We start from the raw sequence: 22,781 nt of genomic DNA, 5'->3' as shown, positions 1-22,781 counted from the left end.
GAGAGCGCCATGGCTCCGTCAGATAGCCGGCCGGCGGGCAAGAACTCGGCGAAGATCAGTGTCCTTGGGCTGGCGATGCTCAACATCGTCGCGGTGGTCAGCCTGAGTGGCCTACCGGCTGAGGCCGAGTACGGGTTGAGCGCCGCATTCTACTACATCTTCGCTGCGTTCTTCTTCCTCGTGCCGGTCTCGCTGGTCGCGGCTGAACTGGCCACCGGATGGCCGGAGAAGGGGGGCGTGTTCCGTTGGGTTGGCGAGGCGTTCGGAGCCCGTTGGGGATTCGTGGTCATTTTTCTGCTCCTGGCTCAGGTGACGATCTGGTTTCCGGCCCTGCTCACCTTCGGGTCGATCTCGCTCGCTTACACCGGACCGGAGGCGACGCTGGATGAGAAGTTGTCCGGAAACCGGATATACATTCTGCTGACCGTGCTAGCGGTCTTCTGGGTCGCCACCGCGCTCGGCGCCCACGGGATTGCTGCGTTTACCCGTATCGCGAAATGGGGCGGCGTCGTTGGCACTATTCTCCCCGCCTTGCTCCTCGTGATCCTCGGTATCGTCTACCTGAGCTCGGGCGGGCAGTCACAGACTCCGCTGGGTTGGGACGAGGTGGTCCCGGACTTCACGCGGTTCAGTAACCTGGCGCTGGCCGCGAGTATCTTCCTCTTCTACGCCGGCATGGAGATGAATGCGATCCATGTGCGGGACGTGGAGAATCCGTCCCGGCACTATCCGCTGGCGGTGCTGATCGCGGCGGTGGGAGCGATGAGCATTCTGGTGCTGGGCACACTGACGATTTCCTTCGTGGTGCCGCGGTCCGAGATAGACCTGACGCAGTCACTACTGATAACCTTCCTTGATGTTTTTCGCTGGCTCGGCCTCGCCTGGGCGGCGCCGATAGTCGCCGTCGCCTTGGTAATCGGCGTTCTGGCTGGCATCGTAACCTGGGTCGTTGGCCCGTCAACCGCGATGCTGGCGGTGGCAAAGGCCGGCTATCTGCCGCGTTTCTTTCAATCGACGAACAAATACGGGATGCCTACCAAAATTTTGTTGTGGCAGGCGATTTCGGTTAGTGTCCTGGCGGTCCTGTTCATTGTTATGCCATCAGTGGAGGCCGCCTTCCAGGTGCTCAGTCAGCTTGCTGGTCTCCTCTATCTCCTCATCTATCTGGGAATGTTCGCCGCAGCGATCCAGCTACGGTACAGCCAACCTGATCGACGACGGCCGTACCGAGTGCCGGGTGGGCTTCCGGGAATGTGGGTCATCGGTGGCGTCGGCTTCGTCGCCTCGGCGCTCGCACTCGCCTCCAGCCTCACCCCTCCAGATCAGATCGGTGTCGGAAGCCCCGCTCTCTACATCGGACTGCTCGTCGGGCTGGCGGCTGTGATCATCGCGGTGCCGCTGAGCGTGTACGCACTGCGTAAGCCGGACTGGTGTGACCCTGATCGTGATGTCGCACCGTTTAGCTGGGAGACGCCGGGCGATCGCTGACCCGGCCGGTGCGCCAGGGCGACAGTTGACCGGCAGCCGGGTGTCACCGGAACCCGGCGGAAGTATCTCGCCGGTCAGGATGGGGCGCTGTCGCTGTCCCGTCGAGCCCATGGGCCGGGTTCCCGAAACAGAGGGTGCGCTTCAGCGCGAAACCACCCAATAACCCACGGTTCGCCGATGGCCCGCCTACCGTGACCTCGTGAACGCCGGAACGGAAGCTGAGACGGGCGAGGGCCGCTCGTGGACACGGGCCCAGAAGTGGACGATAGTCGCGGCTGGCCTCGGCGTCTTCATCACCCTGCACGACGTGCTGGTGGCGAATGTGGCGCTGCCCCGAATTCAGGCCTTCTATGATTTGGGGGAATCCGGGCTGCAGTGGATCGTCGCCACCTACACGATGGGAATGGCTATTGCCATCATGCCCGCGGCCACCGTGGCTGATCGATTCGGGCGGCGGCGCCTGTACCTGACCGCAGTGGTGGTCTTCATCGTGGCCTCGGTGACGGCCGGACTTACCTCCACCTTCACCGTCATGCTGTTGGCGCGGGGGACGCAGGGAGTGGCTGCGGCCGTCATCACCGTCTCCGCACTGGCTCTGGTCTCGGCGACCTTCCCGCACAAGCGGCAACGCTTCTTCGCCCTCGGGCTCTTTGCCGCGGTCGCGGACATCGGGCTGGCACTCGGCCCGCCGCTGGGTGGGATCCTGACCGAGGCTGCGAGCTGGCGGGTCGTCTTCTTCCTCAATGTTCCGGTCGCCGTGCTGGTGGTCGGGCTCACCCTTCGGTACGTCGCCGAGTCACGTGAGTCCACCCGCCGTGTTGTCGATCTACCCGGGCAGCTGCTGTTTGTGATAACAGTTGGAGCGTTTACTTTTGCCGTTATCGATGGCCACGATCTGGGTTGGGGATCGCCGCTAATTCTGGTAGTGTTCGTCGCCTTCGCCGTTGGCCTCGTTGCCTTCATTGTCCGTGAGCTCCGTACCCGGTCACCGATGATGGATCTGCGGCTGTTCACCAGCCGCGCCTACCGGCTGGGTAACATGGCAATATTTTTCGGTTTTTTCACCGTGTATGGCGCCTTGTTGATCGTCACCCAGTACTTTCAGAACGTCCGGCTCTATTCCCCGGTCGAGGCGGGCCTACTCATCCTGCCGTCCTCCCTCGCGTCGGTGGCGGTTTCCCCGGTCGCTGGCTTCATCGCTGCCCGCCGGGGCGCCCGCCTGCCGGCCCTCGCCGGCCAGGCTCTGCTCGTTGTCGGGCTGGCCATCATGGTGGTCGGGGTGGCGCGGAGTGTCGTCGCCGTCGTGCTGGGCTTCCTGCTCCTGGGCGCCGGTCTCTCTCTGATCATCCCGCCGGTGCAGGGGCTGGCGTTGAATTCGGTACCGGTCGAGCGGGCCGGGATGGCGTCGGGCATCATAGCCACCCAGCGAGGTCTTGGATCAACCGCCGGCTACGCGGTGCTGGGAACGATCGTTTCGGTATGGGTCGCTTCTTTCTTGGACGGCGACCTGTCCAGCACCATTCCCGACCGTGCCGAACGGGCTGCTGTTGTCGAGCAGATCGTTGACGACACCAACCCGAACGCTTTTGAGGCGATAGTCGGGCCGGGTCGGCCAGTTGACCATCCTGAGTCTGACCAGGTGACGGCGATTCGTACGGTCGCCGACCATACCTTTGTCCGGGGTATGCAGCTCGGCCTTGGGCTCGCCGCCCTGGTCGCCCTGATCGTCCTGGTGATCCTCATCCGGAGTTTCCGCGACCCCCAAGATCGATAGGGTGTGGTCTACCTTACGAACCTGCACCTGTGTTCAGAATGATTTACGACGTGAAATGTCTCTGCTTCCGAGCGAGGAGGTTGGGTCGGGGCGCCACGCTGATGATGGATTGGTACGGAATCGAGAAGGTGTTGCCCCCCACAGGTGGTTAGCTGGAGAAACACGTTGACCACCGGACGGACAAGAGGAGCAGTGCGTACGTGAGCGTTACGTCGAAACCGGGTAAGGACAGCAACCAGGCAAAGTCGTCCCAGGAGGAAGGGTTCTCCGAGGTCGAGCGGGCCGCCATCAAGGACCGGGCGGCGGAGTTGAAGTCGGAGGCTCGCCGTAGCAAGAGCGCGAACAAGGCGGCAGCCGAGGAGAGAGACGTCCTCGCGAAGATCAGCAACATGGCGCAGCCGGACCGCGCGTTGGCTGAACGCCTGCACGCCGTCATCACCGAGACCGCCCCTGAGCTGGCACCGAAGCTGTGGTATGGCCAGCCCGCCTGGGCCAGGAGCGGAAAGGTGGTCTGCTTCTTCCGCAGCGGGCAGGGAGACAAGCAGCGTTACTCGACGTTCGGGTTCTCGCCGGAGGCGAAGCTCGACGACGAGCAGGGTCTGTGGGCGACATCGTTCGCCCTGGCCGAGTTGACCGAGAAGGCCGAGGCAACGATCAAGAGGCTACTGCGGACCGCCCTGGGCTGAGGGGCGAGGTCGCGGCCCCGCCCGGGTGTGAATGTGTCGGCTGAGGCGGTTGGTGTTGCGCTCGGACGCCACCGGCCATCGTTTCACCGCTGACCAATCCTTCCGACCCTCGGGCGCTCCCCGGCGATGGGGAGCGCCCGAGGTGACGGGAGTGGATCAGGCGTCGCGGCGGTTCAGGAGGAAGGCCGCGAGCGCCAGCAAAGCAGCGGTCCACAGGCCGAACACCCCGAAGCCCTGCCAGGGCGTGAGGAGACTTCCCTCCTGCTGGGTCGCCTGGCCGATCAGGATTCCGGCCTCGGTCGGCAGGTAGGCATGGGCGTACTCGCCGAACTTGCCGGGCAGTAGCTGCACCAGGGGAGCGAGCACGAGCACGAACATGATCACGCCGGTGATCCCCGCCGCGGTGCGCCGCACAATGGCACCGATAGCGAGGGAGAACAGGCTGAGCATGGCCAGGTAGAGGCCGGTACCCACCACTGCCCGCAGCGCACCGGGGTCGCCGAGGGATGCCTCAACCCTCTCGCTGAGCATCGCCGCGCCGATGAAGAACGAGACGAACGCCGCCACCAGGCTCACTGCCAGGACTACCAGACTCAGCACCAGGCCCTTGGCGGCGAGCATGGACAGCCGGCGGGGCTTCGCCAGCAGGCTGGCCCGGATCATGCCGGTGGAGTACTCCGACGCGATAACCATGACGCCCAGGACACAGATGGCGGGTTGGCTGATCAGAAAGCCGCTGCCGAGGATGACGGTCGTCGGATCACCGACGATCAGCTCGCGGTCGCTCGCAGCAGTGTCGTCCCACGCGGCGATGGTCAAGCCGATAAGCAGTGCGGTGAAGGATGGGTACAGCAACGCGAGTAGTCCGAGCGACCAGCCGGTCGACCGGACCGATCGGAGCTTCGTCCACTCGGAGCGCAGCAGTCCGGCAAAGCTGGCGCGGCTGGCCACCGTGCTGGCGGTGGGGCGGGCGGCGGTCGCGGTCATCGGGCTTCCCCTCCGGACTTGGGGGCGTCGGCATCTTGGGTTGCGCCAGTGCCGGCGTACTCCACGCTCTCCCGGGTCAGCGCCATGAACGCCTCCTCCAGGGTGCCGCGCTGCGGGACCACCTCGTGGAGAACGTGTCCACCGGCCGACGCGATCTCACCGATCCTGGTCGCGTCCATCTCCTCAACGCTCAGCTCGTTGTCGTCGTTGCGGGTCACCGTGCCGCCGGCTCGGGTGATGGCCTCGGCCAACTCCTCGGCATTCGGGCTACGGACGAGCACCGTCTGCTTCTTGCCCCGCTCGATGAACTCCTGGGTTGGGCAGTCGGCGATCAGGCTGCCGCGGCCGATGATGATGAGATGCTCGGCGGTCACTGCCATCTCGTTCATCAGGTGGCTGGAGACGAAGACGGTTCGGCCCTCGGCCGCCAGCTGCCGCATGAAGGTGCGGACCCAGAGGATGCCCTCCGGGTCGAGCCCGTTGACCGGTTCGTCCAGCACCAGCACGGCGGGATCACCGAGCAGGGCGGCGGCGAGCCCAAGCCGTTGCCCCATGCCGAGGGAGAAGCCTCCGGTCCGCTTGTGCGCCACCTCGCGCAGCCCGACCAGGTCGAGTACCTCCGAGACCCGCTTCTTGCCAATGCCCTGCGACTGGGCCAGGCAGAGCAGATGGTTGTAGGCGGTCCGGCCCGGGTGCACCGCCTTGGCCTCCAAGAGCGCGCCGACCGTGGCGAGCGGGGTGGTCAGCTCCCGGTAGCGCTTGCCGTCGATGGTGGCGGTGCCACGATCCGGATGGTCGAGACCGAGCAGCAGGCGCATGGTCGTCGATTTGCCGGCGCCGTTGGGGCCGAGGAACCCGGTTACTCTGCCGGGCCCGACCGTGAAGGAAAGATCCCTCACGGCGACCTTATCGCCGTAGCGCTTGGTCAGGTTCTTGGCTTCGATCATCCGTTCCGTCCTGAAGAGGCCGATGGTTGGGAAAATGGGGATCCCCGGAGCCGCCACCGTCGCCGGTGTCTTTTCTCCGGCGGCGGATCTGGGAGAACCGCAGCATGTTGCCGGCCGGATCGCGGAATGCGCAGTCCCGGACGCCCCAGGGCTGGTCGGTCGGCTCCTGCACCACCGTTGCGCCCCCGGCGCGAAGGTGCTCGAAGGTCGCGTCACAGTCCTCGGTGCGGAACACCAGACCGGGCAGCAGGCCCTTCACCAGCAGCTCCGCCAGGGCATGCTGGTCAGCGGGCGAGGTTTCCGGGTAGACGACCAGGGACTGTAGAACGATGTCGGCATCGGGCTGCCCAGATGTACCGAGGGCAATCCAACGCAATCCCTCGAATGTGTGGTCCTGGCGAACCTCAAGGCCGAGAACATCCCGGTAGAAGGTGAGCGCGCGTTCATGGTCGTCTACGGCGACGAAGCGCTGCGCAACCTTGACTCCCATGTGCTTCATGCTACGAACGGTAGGGTTCCGGGCGCTTCTTGATTCCTGATGGACCTGGGGCGAATTGCGGTTGACCGGTCCGTCAGCCGCCCCCGGTACGCGCGTGCTCATCCGACAGCTCCTTTCGCGGGCCGTGAGAGGTATCAGGTCGTGGCGAACTCGACCAGGACCCGGCCAAGCGCCTCCATCTCGATCCGGTGCCAGGAGCCGGGCAGCTCCCTTCCCCGGGCGTTCGGCAGGGCCGCCGCCGTCGCCTGGGCCGCGGCACGCAGCCAGTCGCTGGTGCCGTCGCTGTTGACGACCAGCGTGGGAGTCCGCAGGGCGGCCAGCCGGTCGGCAGGGAGGGTGTAATCGCCACAAAGAGTGGCGTCATAGGCGAGCGTGTGGGCATTCGCCTCGTTCGTCGCCCAGAGTGGCCCTTGCCGCCACTGGGCGATCGCCGTTGGGGGTAGGTCCATCAGCACGTTCAGGAAGTACTCCGCAGCGGCGCCGCGTTGGCCATCGGCGACCAGCGTGCGTAGCTGGTCGGCGGCGTCGAGGGGCGGCCGCGGGTGGTCACCGACCCGGAAGTACGGTTCGTGCAGGGCCAGCTTGGTGATCGGGGTACCCGCCAGGGCCGCCTCCAGCGCGAGATTCGCGCCGCACGACCCGGCGAACACCACCGCGTGGCCACCCGCCTCCTCGATGACGACGGCGAGGTCCTCAATCTCTCGTTCGATGGCATATCGGGGGGAATCTGCGCTCTGCCCCCGTCCCCGGCGATCGTAGACGTAGGTGGTGCAGTGCGCTGTCAGCTCTGGGACAAGTGCGTCAAAAATTGTGTGATCGCGGAATGCGCCGTTCAGGAGTACGATCGCCGGCCCGGCGCCGGCCCGCTGATAGGCGATCGTGGTGCCGTCCCGCGAAAAAACTTTTCGCATCTAGTTCTCCTCGGTTGCCGCGGCTGTGTTTTGTCAATTTCTTGCCAGTTGGTTGACCTCCCCTCGAGGCTTGGTCGGGCCGCCGAAACTCCTGCGCCCGTGGGCCAGCTTTCGCTGTTTGCGTTTCGGTGCCCATGCGACTGCGGGGGCAGGCGGGTCTGCCCCGGGCTGACCGGCCTGGGATAGATTGTCAGAGGTGAAGCCGCGCGGGTGACAGGGCTGGTCCAGCCGGCAGAACAGGGTTAGGGATGGCGTACTGTGAACCTACTGGGGGGCGATAGCGGTGACGTCTCCTCCAGCCCCGGATCGCCGGCAAGGATGGCGGCTAGGAGTCGCTGTACTCGTGGTCCTGGTTCGACGCCGAGCTCTTCGTTGAGGATGGAACGGAGGCGGTGGTAGGCCTGGAGTGAGCGGCCAACGTGGCCGGCGCGATACATTGCCATCATTCGTAGCGCGCACAGGTTTTCGTTCATCGGGTTCCGTGCCGTGACGAGCGTTAGTTCCGCCAGCAGGTCGGAGTGTCGGCCCAGGGCCAGGTCCGTTTCGATCCGGCGTTCCAGCGCGCAGAGTCGACTTTCCTCCAGTGATGCCGCCTCGATCTCCAAAATCGGGCCCATTCGGACATCTACCAGGGCTGAACCACGCCAGACCTGAAGTGCGTGACCGAACTCCTGCGAGGCTCGGTGCTGGTCGCCCGCCTCGGCGGCGGCGCGACCGGCGAAAAGGTGGCGGTTGTACACCTCGACATCTGTTTCGCACGCGAAACCCTCGAGTAGATAGCCATTGTGGCGGGTGCCGATTATCTGTCGGGCTTCCGGGCTGCCGTACCCGGCCGTGGCGAGTGCGTTTCGCAGCTGCAGAATGTATGTCTGCAGGGTTGTGGCGTGGCTTCGTGGTGGACGGTCTCCCCACAGTTCCTCGATGAGCGTCGGCACGGTGACGACGCGTCCGACGTTCAGGGCGAGCAGGGCGAGCACCTGACGTTGTTTGGGTGCGCTGGTCTCCACCGGCGTGCAACCGTAGTGGAGCGAGAGTGGGCCGAGTAGCCCGAAGTTCAGAAGTGTCTGGTCCCTTTCCACCCGATCTCCTCCGTGTAACGGATTATCAACTTCAAGCCTTTCGTGCTGGCCTGGCGGCAGGCTTGGGTTGACATAGAAGTGGAGCCGAATTGGTTGATGAAGCGAGTTCGGTAGCGCATGCATGCCGGGCTGGAAAAACGATTTTAGGGGTGCCGACAGGTATGCGCGGCCACGCGTTCCATGTTTCTCCCCCCCATCGATCCAGTCCCTGGGTGGCGCGGGTAATTGCGTAATATTGTGCCATGATCCAGCGATCCAGGGAACTGGCGATTAACTCGGTGGTCGCAAGGTAGAAATGTCTGTTCCAGGTGGGAAAAGTATTTGTAGGGTTCGGTGGAGGTTTGCAGCGGTTTCGTCATGGGTTCCTGGGGTAGTTGACCTATCTACTGCCGGCAGGGTTGGTTGTCGTTCTCATGCAGACCAAGGCGGGGAGGCGGTCGCCGGTTTCGGGTCGGCTGGCGTTCTGGGCGCCGGTGTATCGCCGATATAAGTATGTATTTAGCGCCTTGAATCATGCTTTCCCGCTACTTGGGTGTCACGCCTGTCCGGCGCGGCTGATCGCATTGGCGCTGGCCTGTTGGGGCCGTAGGTGTTCTGGTGAAACGGGCCAGCCTGCTGTCGATGACAAATTGTTGCGACCCTTTCGCTGTCGGTGATCGCCGGTTCGGATCCGGTCCCCATTGCTGCTCGAGCTGATCCCGACGGAGGGTGGTCACCATGGTGGTCGCGACGATGCAGCGAGGTGCGCATGGACAGTGCAGTCGAACGGGCGATCGAATATCTCTGGGAGCGTTACGACCGGCCGCTGACGCTGGCCGAGATCGCGGAGAGCGCTGGGTTAAGCCGGTTCTATTTTGCCCGACTTTTTCGCAATATTACCGGAATTACTCCCGGTCGGTTCCTGGCCGCTATTCGGATTCATCAGGCCAAGCGTCTTCTTCTTGAGACCCCGCTGCGGATAACGGATGTCTCCGTGCTGGTGGGATACAGCAGCCTCGGCTCTTTCAGTAATTGTTTCACTTCCAGCGTCGGGGTCTCGCCCGGCCGGTTCCGCCGTCTTCCGCCCACTGGTGCGACTGAGCTACCTGGCCGGTCTTCGGCCACCCGCCTCGGCGCCGGGGCGATCGCTGGGACGATCAGCCTGCCGGAGGGGCACGGCAACGCCCAGGTCTATCTGGGTGCGTTCTCGACCCGGATCGTGCAGCACCGTGCGGTCTCGGCAATGGTCGTTGACGTGCCGGGTGGCCGGCCGTCCTGTTACCACCTGCCGCACGTACCCAACGGCACCTGGTTCGTGCACGCGGTGGCGGTGGCCGATGGTGTCGGCCCCGAAGCCCGCCGTCGCACCGCCCTGATCGGCATGCACCCCCTGGTGACGGTCGTTGCGGACGGTGTGACCAGTGCTGCGGTCCGCCTCCGCCGCCAGCGGATGATCGACCCACCTGTGCTGCTCGCGTTACCGGAACTCACCCCCCGGTCCGTCCCGGCAGCCGGCGGATGCCCGGCCACCACGGCCCGGCAGGCACCCCTCGCGCGCTCCGCGCAGCCACGCCGGACGGCGCTGGCCCGAACACTGCCCTGACCCACGGGCTCGCCGCCGGGCAGCCTGTTCGACTGACGTCACCAAGGCGGTTGAACGATCCCCCTGCCAGCCGGTGGCCCCGAAGCGGCGCCACCCCCGCGTGCCCGCCGCCGGATGAACTGAACAGGTTCGGCGGTGTGACCGTGGCCGGGGCAACGTCGAGGATGCCCGGATGGGCGCTCCCTGAGCACCATGGCGGGACCGGTGCCCGGGGGGCGTTTCGGTGACGCCCACCGAGCGGCGAGTGCCGCCACCGGCGACCCCGCAACGGCTCGCGCGCCAGGAAGTGGTGATCGCCCGTGACCCCAGCCGTACTGCTCCAACCGCGTCGCGGCACCGAACTCACTGAACGGCTCGCCCGCTCGGCAGCGGCCACCGAGGGCGCCGGGATCGCCACCTCCGATGTGTCGGGCTGGCTCGCCGCCGAGCGGGTGGCGTGCGGCACCCGAGTACGGCGGGTCCCATTCGCGGAATTGGACGGCTGGTCGTTCCAGGCGGAAACCGGGAATCTGCGCCACCGTAGTGGACGGTTCTTCACGGTGGAGGGCCTGCGTGTCGTCCGACCGGATGTGGGCGCCGAGTGGCAACAGCCGATCATCGTGCAACGGGAGATCGGCATCCTCGGGATCCTGGCGAAGGAGTTCGACGGCACGCTGCACTTCCTCATGCAGGCGAAGGCGGAGCCGGGCAATCCCAACCTGGTGCAGCTGTCGCCCACCGTGCAGGCCACCCGGAGTAACTACACGAAGGCGCACGGCGGGACGGCGGTGACGTACCTGGAACACTTCCTTGATCCACCTCCGGGCCGAGTGCTCACCGATGTCCTGCAGTCCGAGCACGGCGCCTGGTTCTACCGCAAACGCAATCGCAACATGATCGTCGAGGTGACGGGTGAGGTGCCCGCGGACGAGCGCTTTCGTTGGCTCACGCTGGGTCAGCTGGGTCAGCTCCTCCGACAGGACAATGTGGTCAACATGGACTCGCGGACGGTGCTGGCGAGCGCACCGCTGGCGTACCCCGAGCACGGTGCCATCTGCTCGGACGCCGAGGTGGCTTCCTGGTTCACCGGTCAACGGGCCAGCCACGAGGTGCGGGCCCACCGGATTCCGCTGGCGCGGGTGGCCGGCTGGTGCCGCGACGAGCACCGCATCTACCGTCCGGATCAGCGGCATTTCCGGGTGCTGGCGGTCGCTGTTGAGGGCGCGAACCGAGAGGTTTCCAGTTGGAGTCAGCCGTTGATCGAGCCGGTGGCCCCGGGCGTTGTGGGTTTTGCGTACCGGACCTTCGCCGGGGTGCCGCATGTTCTCGTGCACGCCCGGGTGGAGGGGGGCTTCCTCGACACCGTGGAACTGGCGCCGACCGTGCAGTGTGTCCCGGCGAGTTACTCCCAGCTGCCGGCGGCGCAGCGCCCTCCGTTTCTTGATCTGATGCTGGACCCGCCCCCGGAACGGGTCCGGTATACGACAACGCATTCCGAGGAGGGCGGTCGGTTCCGCAATGCCGAGAGCCGCTACCTGGTGGTCGCCACCGACGAGGCGGCGACGCCGACCGAGGCGCCACCCGGCTACCACTGGATCACCCCGGGCCAGCTCAGCTGGCTGGCCGGGCACAGCCGCTACGTCAACGTCCAGGCCCGGACCCTGCTGGCAATCCTGCAGACCCGGGCCGCCGAGGTCGGCCAGGACTCGTGGTGAACCAGGGTGCGGGCCGCTACCCCGCGGCCCGCACCCTGGTTGGATGGCCCTCGGCCTGGTCCGGCTGCCCGCCGCACTCGGCGACCGGCTCAGTTGGTCGCCACACCAGCGGCCCCGCCGCCCACCTCTCGGATGACCCGACGCATCGCCCCGCCGTCGTTGGCGTGGGGAAAGTCCTCCGTCGGCACCTGGACCCCGAGGAACGCGCACAGTGGCTCCCATCCCTGCTGCACGTCATAGGTGAGCAGGTTGTCGGGGGCGACAGAATCCGCGACCGCCTCGTTGTGCCGGCGAAAGACCCGGATGGCGTGACCCTTGTCGGCGAAGCGTCCGCCGAAGAGACCATCCCAGACCATGGTGTTGACGAATCGGTATATCCGGGCCGGCATGGAGCCAGGTTCCGGTGGATTGTCGCGGTTCCGGACGGCGAACTGGTACAACGTGTCGTGCGTGCTTCGGTACCACTCCTCGCTGTCCCGTACGGTCAGGATCACCTTCGCCTTCGGGAACGCCCCGATGATTTCCTTGTGGTAGACGGCGCTGGGCCCGTCCGCCGCGGAGACGAAGCCGTGGAACAGCGCTTCCCAGTCGGGCCGCTGCCCGTCGCAGACGACCTTTTCCCACTGCTGGAGTCGATCTGAATCGTTGACGATATCGAACATGTGAGAGCAGGGTCCGTAGCCGAGGCGCTCCAGCGCCAGCTTCAGTGACGTGGTGCCAGTCCGGCCCAAGCCGGTGTTGATGAGCCGTAACATGTGAACCCCTTCTGCCGGTGCTGGTCGTCGCGGGACCGGAATCAGCGCCAGTCCCCTGGATCTTGTCGAGTGGATAGGTTTATGCAATTCCATAGGTTGACCAGCCCGACATGCATGATCAATGCGCTGAGTTCCGGCTCGGTATAGTGCCGGACCGCCTCGTCCCAGACCTCGTCCGGCACCGGATCCGCCCGGTCACCGAGGCGGGTGGTGGCCTCGGCGAGCGCCAGCGCCGCCCGCTCGGCATCGGTGAAACAGTCGGCCTCGCGCCAGGAAGCCACGATGGGCAGGCGGTTGTCGATCCGCGCCGCCGCCGCCGGACCGGTCGGCAGGATCCAGACTCGCCCATTGAGCTGGCTGACCCGCATCCGGACCAGATCGAGCGTCCGGACCGGCACGCCGACCTGGTTGATCACCTTACCGAGTTCGAGCAGGGGCGGCAGCGCGTCGGGCACGACCAGAGACGGGTTGTTCATCCGCGATGCCATCAGATTCTCCCGGGGTTGGGGGTCGTTGTCTCGCACGTTCGGCGGCGTCGGCGAGCGCGCGGTGCAGTCGGGCGTCGGAGTCCTGCCCGGCCTCCCACTGCACTCCGAGCACGAACGGGTGCCCGGTCGCCTCGATCGCCTCGACGACCCCGTCCCACGCCCGGGCGGTCACGGTGAGACCCGCACCGACCCGGTCGACACCCTGGTGGTGGTGGCAGGCGACGGTGGGGACCTCGGCGCCGTAGACAGCGGCGGCGAGGCTGCCGGGCTGCAGGTGCAGGTGGTTCCGGCCGAGGGTGAAGGTCGCGGTCTGGGGGCAGTGGCCGTCGTGCTGCACGGCCTCTGGCAGGTGCTGGTGCAGGGTCCCGCCCGACAACACGTTGAGCGCCTGCATCCCGCGGCAGATGGCCAGGACGGGCCGGTCGGCTTCGAGCGCTGCTCGGAGCAGGGCCAGTTCGACGCGGTCCGCGGCGGGGTTGCCGCATCGGGTCCTGGTGTGCTGAGGCTGCCCGTACAGCTCTGGGTCCAGGTCCGGCCCCCCGGGTAGCAGTAGGCCGTCGAGGTGCGGCACCAGGTCCTCGGCACCCGGCAGCAGCGGAACCAACAGGGGGGCGCACCCCGCGGTGGCGAGCATGTCCACGTGGGCCTGCAGCGCCAGGCTGACGGTCGTGTCGAGGCCCTGCACCGTCACCGGAGTCGTTCGTGCGCAGACCCCGATCACCGGCCGTGCCACGTAGTCGTTCCGCACCGAGCTCATGGGCACCACCATTTCGAAGGCTCACCGTCTGGAGCAGCACGCCCCACAGATCGGTGGCAGGACAGTTGAAATGCGGCAAGGGTGGTGTGGTCGATTCGTACGCGCCGGACTATTCGACGACCACGGGGTGAACCTATAACGGTGCTCTGACCAATGGCAACGGTCGGATGCGCAGCAATCGGCTGCTCCCCGGAAAGCGGTCGGCCATATGGCGGATTCGTCGTTCAACCGCCGGTGCAACGCAGTCGAAAACCGGTGACCGTGGCTCGCTGTTTCGGGCCGGCAATAGGGTTGTCGGATCAATCCGTCCTTGACCGGGACTGCAGCGGCTCTCGGCAGACTGCGAGCGGTCCGGCCCGATCGTCGATTCCCGCCACACGGCGGTCGACAGCCGTGGGTCGGCGAGGCCGCGAGCGGGGCCACGTACCCGCCCAGCCGGGCGGTCACCACTCGGAAGGACGACAATGGCAACGATAGAGGTTCCGGTTCTGATCGTGGGCGGCGGTGGATGTGGCCTGGCTGCCTCCGTCTTTCTGTCCGACCACGGTGTACGCCACCTGCTGGTGGAGCGGCACCCGGGTACGTCGAGAATGCCCAAGGCGCACTATCTCAACCAGCGGACGATGGGCATCTTCCGTCAGCACGAGCTCGATGCGGAGGTGGCCCAGCAGGGGGCGTCCCTGGCGGAGTTCGGCAAGCTGCGTTGGCTGACCTCGCTCGGTGGGGAAGGGCCCCTCGACGGTCTGGTCATTCAGGAGATGGACGCGTTCGGCGGCGGCGCGTTGCGGGAGACCTACGAGGCAGCCGGGCCAGTACTTCCGATCAAGCTGCCCCAGGTCCGGTTGGAGCCGATCCTGCGGCAACATGCCGAGCGGCGCGGCCCGGGAGAGATCCGGTTCGGCCATGAACTGGTTACCTTCGCCGAGCAGGGTGACCGGGTGGTAGCCCAGGTCCGAGCGGTCGGCACGGGCGAGGTCACCACGGTGGTGGCCCGCTACCTCATCGCGGCTGACGGCGGCCGTACCGTTGGCGCGGCGCTCGGCGTGCAGATGCTGGGCCTGCCGGGGTTTCTCGAGGTCACCACCGCCTACTTCACCGCGGACCTGTCGCCGTGGTGGCGCGAGGGCACCCTACTCACCCACTTCCTCAATCCGCACGACCCCGATCTGTCCAGTAATCTCATCGAGATGGGCCCCACCTGGGGCAGACACTGTGAGGAGTGGGTCCTGCACTTTCCACCGGGTGACCCGCAGCGCTACCCCGCGGAGAGCATCGTCCCCAAGATCCGTGAGGTCCTCGGGCTGCCCGACCTGGAGCTCACGCTGCGCCAGGTCACGAACTGGTCGGTGGAATCCCTCGTCGCCGAACAGTACCGGGTCGGTCGAGTGCTCCTTGCCGGTGACGCCGCCCACCGGCAGCCCCCCACCGTCGGGCTGGGGCTGAACACCGGTATTCAGGACGCACACAACCTCGCGTGGAAGCTCGCCGCGGTACTCACCGGCCGCGCCCCCGACAGCCTGCTCGACACCTACCAGGCTGAGCGGCATCCGATCGGCCGGCACAACGTCGACTGGGCGGTCTCCGCGGCCCTGCACCACCACGCGATCCTCGAGGCCGTCGGGGTCGGTCAGCACACCGCGCCGCAGCGTCGGGAGCGAGCGTTCGCGGCGTTCGTCGACCCAACCCCGATCGCCGCGGCGGCGCGGGCGCGGGCCGCCGAGCTGTTCGCCACCCACCGGGGTGGATGTCAGGCACACGACGTCGAGCTGGGTTTCGCGTACGAACAGGGTGCGGTCATCCCCGACGGGAGCCCGCCGCCACCGCGGGAGCCGCTGCGGGACGTCTACCACCCCACCACCCGGCCCGGGCATCTGCTGCCGCATGCCTGGATCAACCGCGCCGGCCGGATTCTGTCCACCCACGACCTGACCGGTTCCGCCGGCAGCTTCGTGCTGATCATCGGCCCGAAGGCGGAGCAATGGCGGGTGGCGGCCACGGCGGTGGCGGAGAAACTCTCGGTATCGATCAACACCGTCGCCATCGGGATCGGCGCTGAGTACACGGCGGTCGACGACCGGTGGTCACGCGTCCGGGAAATCGCCGACGAGGGCGCCATTCTGGTCCGCCCGGACAACCACGTGGCGTGGCGCAGCAGGGGCGCCGCCGCGAACCCGACCGGTGAGCTGGCCGGAGCCCTCGAACGCATCCTGGAGAACGCGGGGCCGGTCCGAGCCTGACCCCGGCAACAGCAGAATCACCCGTGTCCGCCCGGCCGGTCAGCCCGGGCGGGCACGGGTATCTGACCGGCGTACCCCCTGGCAGGTGGGCGAGGATGCCGCCGCGGCCGCGGCCGGGCCGCTCGGACGTCGCCGGCGCCACCGACGGCCGGGGCGGGGAGGGCAGCTCAGCCCAAGGTGGCGGGGGTGGTTCTGGGTAGCCCCGTGAGCACCTGGCCGACGGCTTTGTGCGCATCGGCGATGCACGTGCCGACCCCCACTCCCTCGTACGCGGCGCCGCAGACGGCGAGCCCCGGCGAGCCCCCTACCGCCGTCCGGATCCGGTTCACCCGATCCACGTGGCCGACGGTGTACTGGGGCAGCGCGCTCGGCCACCGGGTGACCCGGGTCGCCACCGGGGCACCGACCGCCCCGGTTGCCGCGCCAACCTCGGCGGTCACCAGCCGGACGAGGTCGGCGTCGTCGCGGTGCAGCGCTGCCTCGTCGCCGACCTTCCCGACCGAACAGCGCAGAATCTCCACCTCGCCCGCCAGGTGCGGCCACTTCACCGTGGAGAAGGTCACTTCGTTGACGGCCCGTCCATCCACCGCCGGAACCCGGTAGCCGCAGAACCCGCGGGTGGCGAGCCCACCGGCGAATGCCGTACGGGGGTAGGCCAGCGTGATGATACCGACACCGGCGTACGGGATCTGCGCGAGCTCAGCGGCGGCCGGCGCCACTCCGGGTACGCCGGCCAGTAGTCGGCCGGCAGGCCCGGCGGGGACGGCGACGATGACCGCGTCCGCGGTGAGATGTTCGGTCCCGGCGTCCGCGTTCACGGTCAGCCGCCACCCCTGCCGCTCCGGAGCCAGGCCGGTGACCTCGGCCCCGGTTCGTACCCGCGCGTCGGGCGAGTCGGCGAGAACTGCGTCGACCAACACCTGGGGTAGGTTGCCGAGCCCGCCGGTCAGGGTACCGAGCCCGGTCGGCGGTTCCTGCCCGTCCGGTGGTGGCGGGGGGAGCAGTGAGCCCGCGGCCTGGATCAGCGACGGGTATCGGCGGGCGGCGTTCGCCAGCGGGGCCAGCATGGCCTCGAAGGACAGCTGGTCGGAGCGGCCGGCGCAGACATCGCTGAGGAACGGGTCAACGAGGCGGTCCAACACCTCCTGGCCGAGTCGCTGCGAGACGTAGGCCGCGACGGAGACGTCGCCGTCCCGTTCGGTCGGCGGCAGCCCAAGGTCGCGGCCGGCCGCGACCACCCCGCCCGGCGAGAGGATTCCGGACTCGGCGAGGGCGTCCAGGTCCGCGGGGATGCCCATGAACTGGCTGGCAGGCAGGGGCCGGAGCGCGCCCCTGCTCCAGATCGCGGTCGTGGTGGCGCCGGCCAGGGCGAGCTGATCGCCGAGACCGGCCGCGGTGAGTAACCGGGTGGTCTTGGGCCGCCGGGCATAGAGCCCTTCCGCCCCCTCGTCAACGAGGACGCCCGCCACCTCCGATGCGGACAGCTTCCCACCGAGCCGCGGCGCGGCCTCGAGGAGGGTGATTCGTACTGGCTCGTTCCGGAGGTAGAACGCCGCGGTCACCCCCGTGATGCCGCCCCCGACGATGACCACGTGGGGCGCCGTACCTGCCCGATCCTGTTCGTTGTCCACCATGTCGCCTGCTCTTTCGTGGGCTGCGATGTCGTAGCAGTCTCGCCGCGCTTCCGCGAATTCCGGTCGAGTAAGAGTTGACCCGGGCAGGTGGCGGCGGTCGGCCGGGGCGCGACGGGTGGCGTTACGGTCCGTCCTCCTGCTTGCGCTTGAGTTGTGCGGCGAAGAGGCTCCACTCCTCACTGATGCTGTCCGCGAGTGGGGCGATCACGCTCAGCCAGTGCGGCGGGATCGAGCCGGCGACCTCCCGCCAGCGATGTGGCGCGCCGGCGTGCCAGGCCATCCACCGAATGAACGCCCGGCCGCCTTCGGTGTACCGGATGGACGGATCGGTAGCCAGCTTGTTCGCCACCCCGGCCCAGGTCAGTGGAGCGGCCACGCGCCCCCGGCGCCGTACCGCACCAACGCGGGGGGCCGGCAACGTGGGGGTGGGCGCCGCGGCTCGCCGGGCTGGACCCGCCGGCGGCTCGACCGGGGAAAGGCGGTGCCCGGTGCGCTCCGGACTGATGCCCCGGCGCAGCCGAGCGCTCACATCATGGACGGTGCCCAGTGATACGTCGGCCTCGCGGGCGACCTGCCGCAGCGGGGCGTCCGGGTGGGCGTTGAGGTAGGCGGCGGCGCGGCGTCGGCCCTCCACGGCGGTAACCGGACGACGCCTTCCGTCCCGGCCGATCCGCTTGCCGCCGACCTCTGCCGTCCCCGGCGACCGGGTACGCAACGATGCGATCGTCTTCGCACTCAATCCGGTGATGGCGGCGAGGGCCCGGTCAGACCAGTCCGGATACTCCGACAGCACCCGGTTGGCGCCGGAGAGCCGGTCGGCCCGGGACAGCGGTAGCCCATGGGCGATGTTCGCCTGCATCGCCAGGATGAGCGCCTCGGCGTCGGTGCAGTCCAGGAAGCGTGCGGGGATGACGTGATCGCCGCGGATCCGGGCGGCCTCGAGCCGGTGCAGCCCGTCGATAACCCGCCAGCCCTCCTCCTGGACGAGGAGCGGCGGTAGCTGCGTGGTGCCGCCCGCCTCCACGAGTAACTGGACGTGGGCTCCGCTCGTGCCACCCTGCCGCAGCCGCAGGCTGGGCGACAGGGCGTCCAGGGGAACGTCTCGTGCCGGCAGTCGCTCGAAGTTCTTCAGATCGAATTTGTCGCTGCCCGTCGCTTCGTCGCTGCCCGCTCTGGCGAGCCTGAAGCCTTCCGTGGCCAGCGCAGCTTGCCCGTGGTGACGAGACATCCGGTACGCCCTCCTCGGTCGCCGTTTGGGCTGAGGGTGGCAGGGGTGTCTTTAGCCGTAGTCGAGACGGGGTGGACCGGCGGCCGGTGCCGGTCCGCTCGGTCCGGTTCCGTTCTGGGGGGCGCCGAACCAGCGGGTGAGGGCGTGGGTGAGGTCGTTGGCGCTGCCGGGTGCGGTCCAGGCGAGGTAGCCGTCGGGGCGGATGAGGGCGGTGTGGAGGGTGGGGTGGGGTTGGTGGGTCCAGGTGCCGGTGATGATGTCGATGCGGTCGGTCCAGGGGTGGGCGGTGGGGTGCGCGGTGGTGGTGGTGATGAGGAGGGGGCGGGCGGGGTGGAGTAGGTCGGTGATGCGGGGGGTGTCGCCGTTGGGGAGGGTGAGTTGGTGGTGTGGGGGCATGCGTCGGCCGAGGAGGGGGTGCTCGCCCGGGCCGAGGTCGTAGCGGATGCCGAGCCCGCTGAGCATCCCGGCGAGGTGCTCGGCCGCGTCGGTGTGGGTGATCAGCTCGGCGAGGATGCCGCGGAGCGGGTCCAGCTCGGCGCCGGTGAGTCGCAGCTCGATGGCGGCCCGCGCGTTGCGGGCCAACTGTCGCCCGATCGGGTGGCGTTCGGTGTGGTAGGTGTCGAGCAGGTCGGGTGGTGCCCAGCCGTGCACCGCCGCTGCCAGCTTCCAGCCCAGGTTGACCGCGTCCTGGACGCCCACGCTTAATCCCTGTGCCATCGCCGGCGGTTGTACGTGGGTGGCGTCACCGGCCAGGAAGACCCGACCGCGCCGGTACTCGGAGCTGACCCGGGAGGCGTCGGTGAAGCAGCTGATCCAGCGGCAGCGTCCGTGATGGATGGACTCACCGGTGAGTCGCTGCCAGGAGTCGGCCAGCTCCTGATAGCTCAGCGAGCTCCGGTCTCTCGGCGGCATGCCTCGCTCGTGCACGACGACCCGGGTGACACCGTCCTCCAGATCCATCGCCATGACCATGCTGCCGTCGGGCAGATTCTCGCCGATCCGCCGCCGTCGGGTGTCGATGCCGGTGACGTCGGCGGTGTAGAACCCCCGGGTGGGTTCGGCACCGGTGAAGTCGATCCCGGCCAGCGCGCGGACGGTGCTGCGCCCGCCGTCACAGCCGACCAGAAACCGGGCGGCCGCCCGGCCGGAGCCGGCGGGGCCGTCGACGGTGACGACGACGCGGTCGGGGCCCTCCTCGAAGCCGGTGACCTCGTGGCCGCGGAATACCGGCACCCCCAACTCGGTCACCCAGCCTTCCAACATCCGTTCGGTCCGGTACTGGGAGATGCCCCGGGCACCGGCATGGTCCTCCGGAAGTTGGGCGAGGTTGATCGGCACCCCGCCGAAGTGACTCTCCGCGGGCTCGGTCGGGCCCAGCCGGTCCAACAGCCCGCGCTGCGCGAAGCACTCCGCGGTACGGCGGGTGAAGCTGGCGCCCCGGGACTCGGTCGGTCGGGCCGCCAGTCGTTCGTAGATCGCCACATCGACGCCGCCGAGCCGCAGTTCCCCGGCGAGCATGAGGCCCACCGGGCCGGCGCCGACCACGATCACGTCCCGGGTCATCGTCCGGTTCCGTTCTGGGGGGCGCCGAACCAGCGGGTGAGGGCGTGGGTGAGGTCGTTGGTGCTGCCGGGTGCGGTCCAGGCGAGGTAGCCGTCGGGGCGGATGAGGGCGGTGTGGAGGGTGGGGTGGGGTTGGTGGGTCCAGGTGCCGGTGATGATGTCGATGCGGTCGGTCCAGGGGTGGGCGGTGGGGTGCGCGGTGGTGGTGGTGATGAGGAGGGGGCGGGCGGGGTGGAGTAGGTCGGTGATGCGGGGGGTGTCGCCGTTGGGGAGGGTGAGTTGGTGGTGTGGGGGCATGCGTCGGCCGAGGAGGGGGTGCTCGCCCGGGCCGAGGTCGTAGCGGATGCCGAGCCCGCTACCGCGCCCGGCGAGGTGCTCGGCCGCGTCGGTGTGGGTGACCAGCTCCGCCAGCACGCTGCGGATCGGTTCCATCGTCTCGTCCCCGAGGTACAGCGACGAGGCGGCCTGCGCGTCGGCGATCAGCTGCCGTCCGATCGGGTGGCGTTCGGTGTGGTAGGTGTCGAGCAGGTCGGGTGGTGCCCAGCCGTGCACCGCCGCCGCCAGCTTCCAGCCCAGGTTAACCGCGTCCTGCAGGCCGGCGCTGAGGCCCCACGCCGCCAGCGGCGGCATCTCGTGTGCGGCGTCGCCGGCCAGGAAGATCCGGCCGCGCCGGTACTGCTCGGCCACCGCGGCCGCGTTGCCGCAGGCCCACAGCCACTGTGCCGACCCGTGGTGCAGGGACTCGCCGGTGAGGCGTTGCCACGCGTCGGCGACCTCGGCGAACGTCAGTGCGTCCGGATCCGGGTTCGGCGGTAGTCCCCGGTCGTGCAGCACGATGCGGTAGCGACCGTCTCCCACCGGTGTGCACACCACCATGCTGCCGCCGGGCCGCCGTTCGCCGATCGGACGAGGGCGTAACTCGACTCCGGTGATCTCCGCGGTGTACATGCCCCGGGTGGCTGCGGGGCCGGAGGCCTTGATCCCGGCCAGCGCCCGGACGGTGCTCCGGGCGCCATCACAGCCGACCAGGTAGTGGGCCCGCACCTCGGTGCCTCCGCCGGGCTCGGCGAAGGCGGCGACGACACCGTTGCCCGCTTCCCGCACGCCGGTGAGCTCGTGTCGCCGGATCACCGGAACGCCCTGGGCGGCCAGCCAGTCCGTGAGCATCTGCTCGGTGCGGGCCTGCGGCAGGCCCAGGATGCCACTGTGGTCGTCGTCGAGCCGGCTGAGGTCGATGCGTACGCCGCCGAAGTGTCCCATCGGGCCCCAGCGGATGCCCGCCAACCGTGCGAGCAGGCCGCGCTGGTCCAGCGATTCGGCGGCACGCCGGTTGAAGCCGAGCGCACGGGACTCGCCGGTGGCTGCGGCGAGGCGGTCGTAGACCCGTACCCGCGCGCCGCCGAGGTGCAGTTCAACGGCGAGCATCAGGCCGACCGGTCCCGCACCCACCACGATCACATCGGTATCCATTTCCCGGACCTTTCCGCCTCGCGGCCGGATAATCGCGAGGCCAAAGTATCCGCGGACGCTCATCGGTTCAATATCGGTTGATGCTTGGGGGTAATTGTTCGACTGCGGATTTCGGCTCGGTTGAACCCGCACTATTGCGTGGCAATTTCAGAGGTGCCGGATTCCGGTCGGCCGTTCAGCATGGACGCGACAGGGCGACGGAAAGGAATTGCGGACGTGCCGGTCGAGAAGATCGCGCTGATCACAGGTGCGAACAAGGGAATCGGGTACGAGATCGCGCGCCAGTTGGGGGAGCGAGGGCACATCGTCCTCGTCGGGTCCCGGGACGAGAACCGGGGCAAGCAGGCGGTGGACTCCCTGGCGGCCCAGGGCATCAGGGCGGTCCCGGTGCGCCTGGACGTGACGGATCCGGCCTCGATCTCGGCGGCTGCGGCGGAGGTCGAGCAGCGCTTCGGCCGCCTGGACATCCTGGTCAACAACGCCGGCATCGCTGGTGCCGCCACCGGTGCGCCCAGCACGGTGCGCGCCGATGACCTTCGCCAGGTATACGAGACCAACGTCCTCGGGGTGGTGTCGGTGACCAACGCCGTGCTTCCGCTGCTGCTTCGGGCGGCGACCGGGCGGGTGGTCAACGTCTCCAGCCACCTGGGCTCCCTGACACTGAACTCGCAGCCGGACTCGCCGCTGGCCGGGATTAACCTGCTGGCGTACCAGTCCTCCAAGACCGCCCTGAACGCGATCACCGTCGGGTACGCCAAGGAACTGCGTGACACGCCGATCAAGGTGAACGCGGTGAGCCCCGGAATGGTGGCCACGGACCTCAACGGCCACCGGGGAAACCGGACTCCCGCGGAAGGCGCGGCGATAGCGGTCCGGCTGGCGTTGCTGGACGAGGCGGGGCCCTCCGGCTACTGCCTCTCCGCGGACGGCGTCGTGCCCTGGTGACCGGACTTCCTCGCGGACACCGCCCCTGGTGACCGCGCTTCCTCGCGGACACCGCGGG

General features: G+C 68.1%; 19 protein-coding genes. 7 read left to right on the top strand and 12 right to left on the bottom strand.

The features are described 5' to 3' along the window. Positions 1-9 precede the first annotated feature (9 nt). The 3 genes from gadC to SALPAC3_RS0103455 all read left to right on the top strand — a co-directional run bounded on the left by gadC (position 10) and on the right by SALPAC3_RS0103455 (position 3,948). Positions 10-1,488 (top strand): glutamine/gamma-aminobutyrate antiporter GadC, encoded by a 1,479-nt coding sequence (gene gadC, locus SALPAC3_RS0103465; protein WP_018219879.1) that lies wholly within the window; start codon positions 10-12, stop codon positions 1,486-1,488. A 199-nt stretch (positions 1,489-1,687) separates the two neighbouring features. Beyond that, positions 1,688-3,262 carry a DHA2 family efflux MFS transporter permease subunit gene (locus SALPAC3_RS0103460; protein ID WP_018219878.1) on the top strand — a complete coding sequence of 525 codons (1,575 nt, stop codon included), beginning with the start codon at positions 1,688-1,690 and terminating at the stop codon, positions 3,260-3,262. A gap of 200 nt (positions 3,263-3,462) precedes the next feature. Then, positions 3,463-3,948 carry a DUF1801 domain-containing protein gene (locus SALPAC3_RS0103455; RefSeq protein ID WP_018219877.1) on the top strand — a complete coding sequence of 162 codons (486 nt, stop codon included), beginning with the start codon at positions 3,463-3,465 and terminating at the stop codon, positions 3,946-3,948. A 156-nt stretch (positions 3,949-4,104) separates the two neighbouring features. Here SALPAC3_RS0103455 and SALPAC3_RS0103450 read toward each other — a convergent pair whose 3' ends face one another. From SALPAC3_RS0103450 to SALPAC3_RS0103430, 5 genes are all read right to left on the bottom strand, one after another. Continuing rightward, positions 4,105-4,935, bottom strand: a complete 831-nt coding sequence (locus SALPAC3_RS0103450) for an ABC transporter permease (RefSeq protein ID WP_018219876.1) — start codon at positions 4,933-4,935, stop codon at positions 4,105-4,107. Continuing rightward, a complete protein-coding gene (locus tag SALPAC3_RS0103445) occupies positions 4,932-5,882 on the bottom strand; it encodes an ABC transporter ATP-binding protein (protein WP_018219875.1) in 951 nt (316 codons plus the stop codon). The genes SALPAC3_RS0103450 and SALPAC3_RS0103445 overlap by 4 nt, the downstream gene beginning before the upstream one ends. Next, a complete protein-coding gene (locus SALPAC3_RS0103440) occupies positions 5,842-6,381 on the bottom strand; it encodes a VOC family protein (RefSeq protein ID WP_018219874.1) in 540 nt (179 codons plus the stop codon). Before SALPAC3_RS0103440 ends, SALPAC3_RS0103445 begins: the two co-directional genes overlap by 41 nt. A gap of 134 nt (positions 6,382-6,515) precedes the next feature. Further along, a complete protein-coding gene (locus SALPAC3_RS0103435; RefSeq protein ID WP_018219873.1) occupies positions 6,516-7,292 on the bottom strand; it encodes an alpha/beta fold hydrolase in 777 nt (258 codons plus the stop codon). Between the two features lie 242 nt (positions 7,293-7,534). Further along, complete coding sequence (locus tag SALPAC3_RS0103430; protein ID WP_456300016.1) at positions 7,535-8,494, bottom strand: AfsR/SARP family transcriptional regulator; 960 nt, start codon at positions 8,492-8,494, stop codon at positions 7,535-7,537. 625 nt (positions 8,495-9,119) lie between these two features. Between SALPAC3_RS0103430 and SALPAC3_RS0103425 the strand changes: the two genes are divergently transcribed. Together SALPAC3_RS0103425 and SALPAC3_RS0103420 are read left to right on the top strand one after the other, a co-directional pair. Beyond that, positions 9,120-9,953: a helix-turn-helix domain-containing protein gene (locus SALPAC3_RS0103425; RefSeq protein WP_018821037.1), complete on the top strand. Its 834-nt coding sequence runs from the start codon at positions 9,120-9,122 to the stop codon at positions 9,951-9,953. Positions 9,954-10,252: 299 nt separating this feature from the next. Further along, entirely contained in the window at positions 10,253-11,647 is a 1,395-nt protein-coding gene (locus SALPAC3_RS0103420) for an NDP-hexose 2,3-dehydratase family protein (protein WP_018219870.1), read from the top strand. Positions 11,648-11,736: 89 nt separating this feature from the next. Here SALPAC3_RS0103420 and SALPAC3_RS0103415 read toward each other — a convergent pair whose 3' ends face one another. From SALPAC3_RS0103415 to SALPAC3_RS0103405, 3 genes are read right to left on the bottom strand one after another with little or no spacing between them, the layout of a single operon-like run. Beyond that, a complete protein-coding gene (locus SALPAC3_RS0103415) occupies positions 11,737-12,402 on the bottom strand; it encodes a sulfotransferase family protein (protein ID WP_018219869.1) in 666 nt (221 codons plus the stop codon). Between the two features lie 41 nt (positions 12,403-12,443). After that, a complete protein-coding gene (locus SALPAC3_RS0103410; protein ID WP_018219868.1) occupies positions 12,444-12,857 on the bottom strand; it encodes a carboxymuconolactone decarboxylase family protein in 414 nt (137 codons plus the stop codon). Beyond that, a complete protein-coding gene (locus SALPAC3_RS0103405) occupies positions 12,820-13,659 on the bottom strand; it encodes a gamma-glutamyl-gamma-aminobutyrate hydrolase family protein (protein ID WP_018219867.1) in 840 nt (279 codons plus the stop codon). The genes SALPAC3_RS0103410 and SALPAC3_RS0103405 overlap by 38 nt, the downstream gene beginning before the upstream one ends. A gap of 452 nt (positions 13,660-14,111) precedes the next feature. Between SALPAC3_RS0103405 and SALPAC3_RS0103400 the strand changes: the two genes are divergently transcribed. Then, positions 14,112-15,884: an FAD-dependent monooxygenase gene (locus SALPAC3_RS0103400; protein WP_018219866.1), complete on the top strand. Its 1,773-nt coding sequence runs from the start codon at positions 14,112-14,114 to the stop codon at positions 15,882-15,884. 167 nt (positions 15,885-16,051) lie between these two features. Here SALPAC3_RS0103400 and hemG read toward each other — a convergent pair whose 3' ends face one another. The 4 genes from hemG to SALPAC3_RS0103380 form a co-directional block, all read right to left on the bottom strand. After that, positions 16,052-17,518, bottom strand: coding sequence for a protoporphyrinogen oxidase (gene hemG / locus SALPAC3_RS0103395; RefSeq protein WP_018219865.1), 1,467 nt, complete (start codon positions 17,516-17,518; stop codon positions 16,052-16,054). Between the two features lie 121 nt (positions 17,519-17,639). After that, positions 17,640-18,746, bottom strand: a complete 1,107-nt coding sequence (locus SALPAC3_RS0103390) for a ParB/RepB/Spo0J family partition protein (RefSeq protein ID WP_018219864.1) — start codon at positions 18,744-18,746, stop codon at positions 17,640-17,642. A 51-nt stretch (positions 18,747-18,797) separates the two neighbouring features. Continuing rightward, positions 18,798-20,309, bottom strand: coding sequence for an FAD-dependent monooxygenase (locus SALPAC3_RS0103385; protein WP_018219863.1), 1,512 nt, complete (start codon positions 20,307-20,309; stop codon positions 18,798-18,800). Next, positions 20,306-21,778, bottom strand: coding sequence for an FAD-dependent monooxygenase (locus SALPAC3_RS0103380; RefSeq protein ID WP_018219862.1), 1,473 nt, complete (start codon positions 21,776-21,778; stop codon positions 20,306-20,308). Before SALPAC3_RS0103380 ends, SALPAC3_RS0103385 begins: the two co-directional genes overlap by 4 nt. Positions 21,779-21,994: 216 nt before the next feature. Between SALPAC3_RS0103380 and SALPAC3_RS0103375 the strand changes: the two genes are divergently transcribed. After that, positions 21,995-22,723 (top strand): SDR family oxidoreductase, encoded by a 729-nt coding sequence (locus SALPAC3_RS0103375; RefSeq protein WP_018219861.1) that lies wholly within the window; start codon positions 21,995-21,997, stop codon positions 22,721-22,723. Positions 22,724-22,781 lie beyond the last annotated feature (58 nt).

Source organism: Salinispora pacifica DSM 45544, from assembly GCF_000378845.1.
Lineage (GTDB): Bacteria > Actinomycetota > Actinomycetes > Mycobacteriales > Micromonosporaceae > Micromonospora > Micromonospora pacifica.
This window is presented reverse-complemented; position numbering and strand designations above follow the sequence as displayed.

Excerpts from the sequence above, each read along its gene's own strand:
- gadC (WP_018219879.1), top strand. The coding sequence starts at position 10 with ATGGCTCCGTCAGATAGCCGGCCGGCGGGCAAGAACTCGGCGAAGATC.
- SALPAC3_RS0103450 (WP_018219876.1), bottom strand. The coding sequence starts at position 4,935 with ATGACCGCGACCGCCGCCCGCCCCACCGCCAGCACGGTGGCCAGCCGC.
- SALPAC3_RS0103445 (WP_018219875.1), bottom strand. The coding sequence starts at position 5,882 with ATGATCGAAGCCAAGAACCTGACCAAGCGCTACGGCGATAAGGTCGCC.
- SALPAC3_RS0103440 (WP_018219874.1), bottom strand. The coding sequence starts at position 6,381 with ATGAAGCACATGGGAGTCAAGGTTGCGCAGCGCTTCGTCGCCGTAGAC.
- SALPAC3_RS0103435 (WP_018219873.1), bottom strand. The coding sequence starts at position 7,292 with ATGCGAAAAGTTTTTTCGCGGGACGGCACCACGATCGCCTATCAGCGG.
- SALPAC3_RS0103430 (WP_456300016.1), bottom strand. The coding sequence starts at position 8,494 with ATGCATGCGCTACCGAACTCGCTTCATCAACCAATTCGGCTCCACTTC.
- SALPAC3_RS0103425 (WP_018821037.1), top strand. The coding sequence starts at position 9,120 with ATGGACAGTGCAGTCGAACGGGCGATCGAATATCTCTGGGAGCGTTAC.
- SALPAC3_RS0103415 (WP_018219869.1), bottom strand. The coding sequence starts at position 12,402 with ATGTTACGGCTCATCAACACCGGCTTGGGCCGGACTGGCACCACGTCA.
- SALPAC3_RS0103405 (WP_018219867.1), bottom strand. The coding sequence starts at position 13,659 with ATGGTGGTGCCCATGAGCTCGGTGCGGAACGACTACGTGGCACGGCCG.
- SALPAC3_RS0103400 (WP_018219866.1), top strand. The coding sequence starts at position 14,112 with ATGGCAACGATAGAGGTTCCGGTTCTGATCGTGGGCGGCGGTGGATGT.
- hemG (WP_018219865.1), bottom strand. The coding sequence starts at position 17,518 with ATGGTGGACAACGAACAGGATCGGGCAGGTACGGCGCCCCACGTGGTC.
- SALPAC3_RS0103390 (WP_018219864.1), bottom strand. The coding sequence starts at position 18,746 with ATGTCTCGTCACCACGGGCAAGCTGCGCTGGCCACGGAAGGCTTCAGG.
- SALPAC3_RS0103385 (WP_018219863.1), bottom strand. The coding sequence starts at position 20,309 with ATGACCCGGGACGTGATCGTGGTCGGCGCCGGCCCGGTGGGCCTCATG.
- SALPAC3_RS0103380 (WP_018219862.1), bottom strand. The coding sequence starts at position 21,778 with ATGGATACCGATGTGATCGTGGTGGGTGCGGGACCGGTCGGCCTGATG.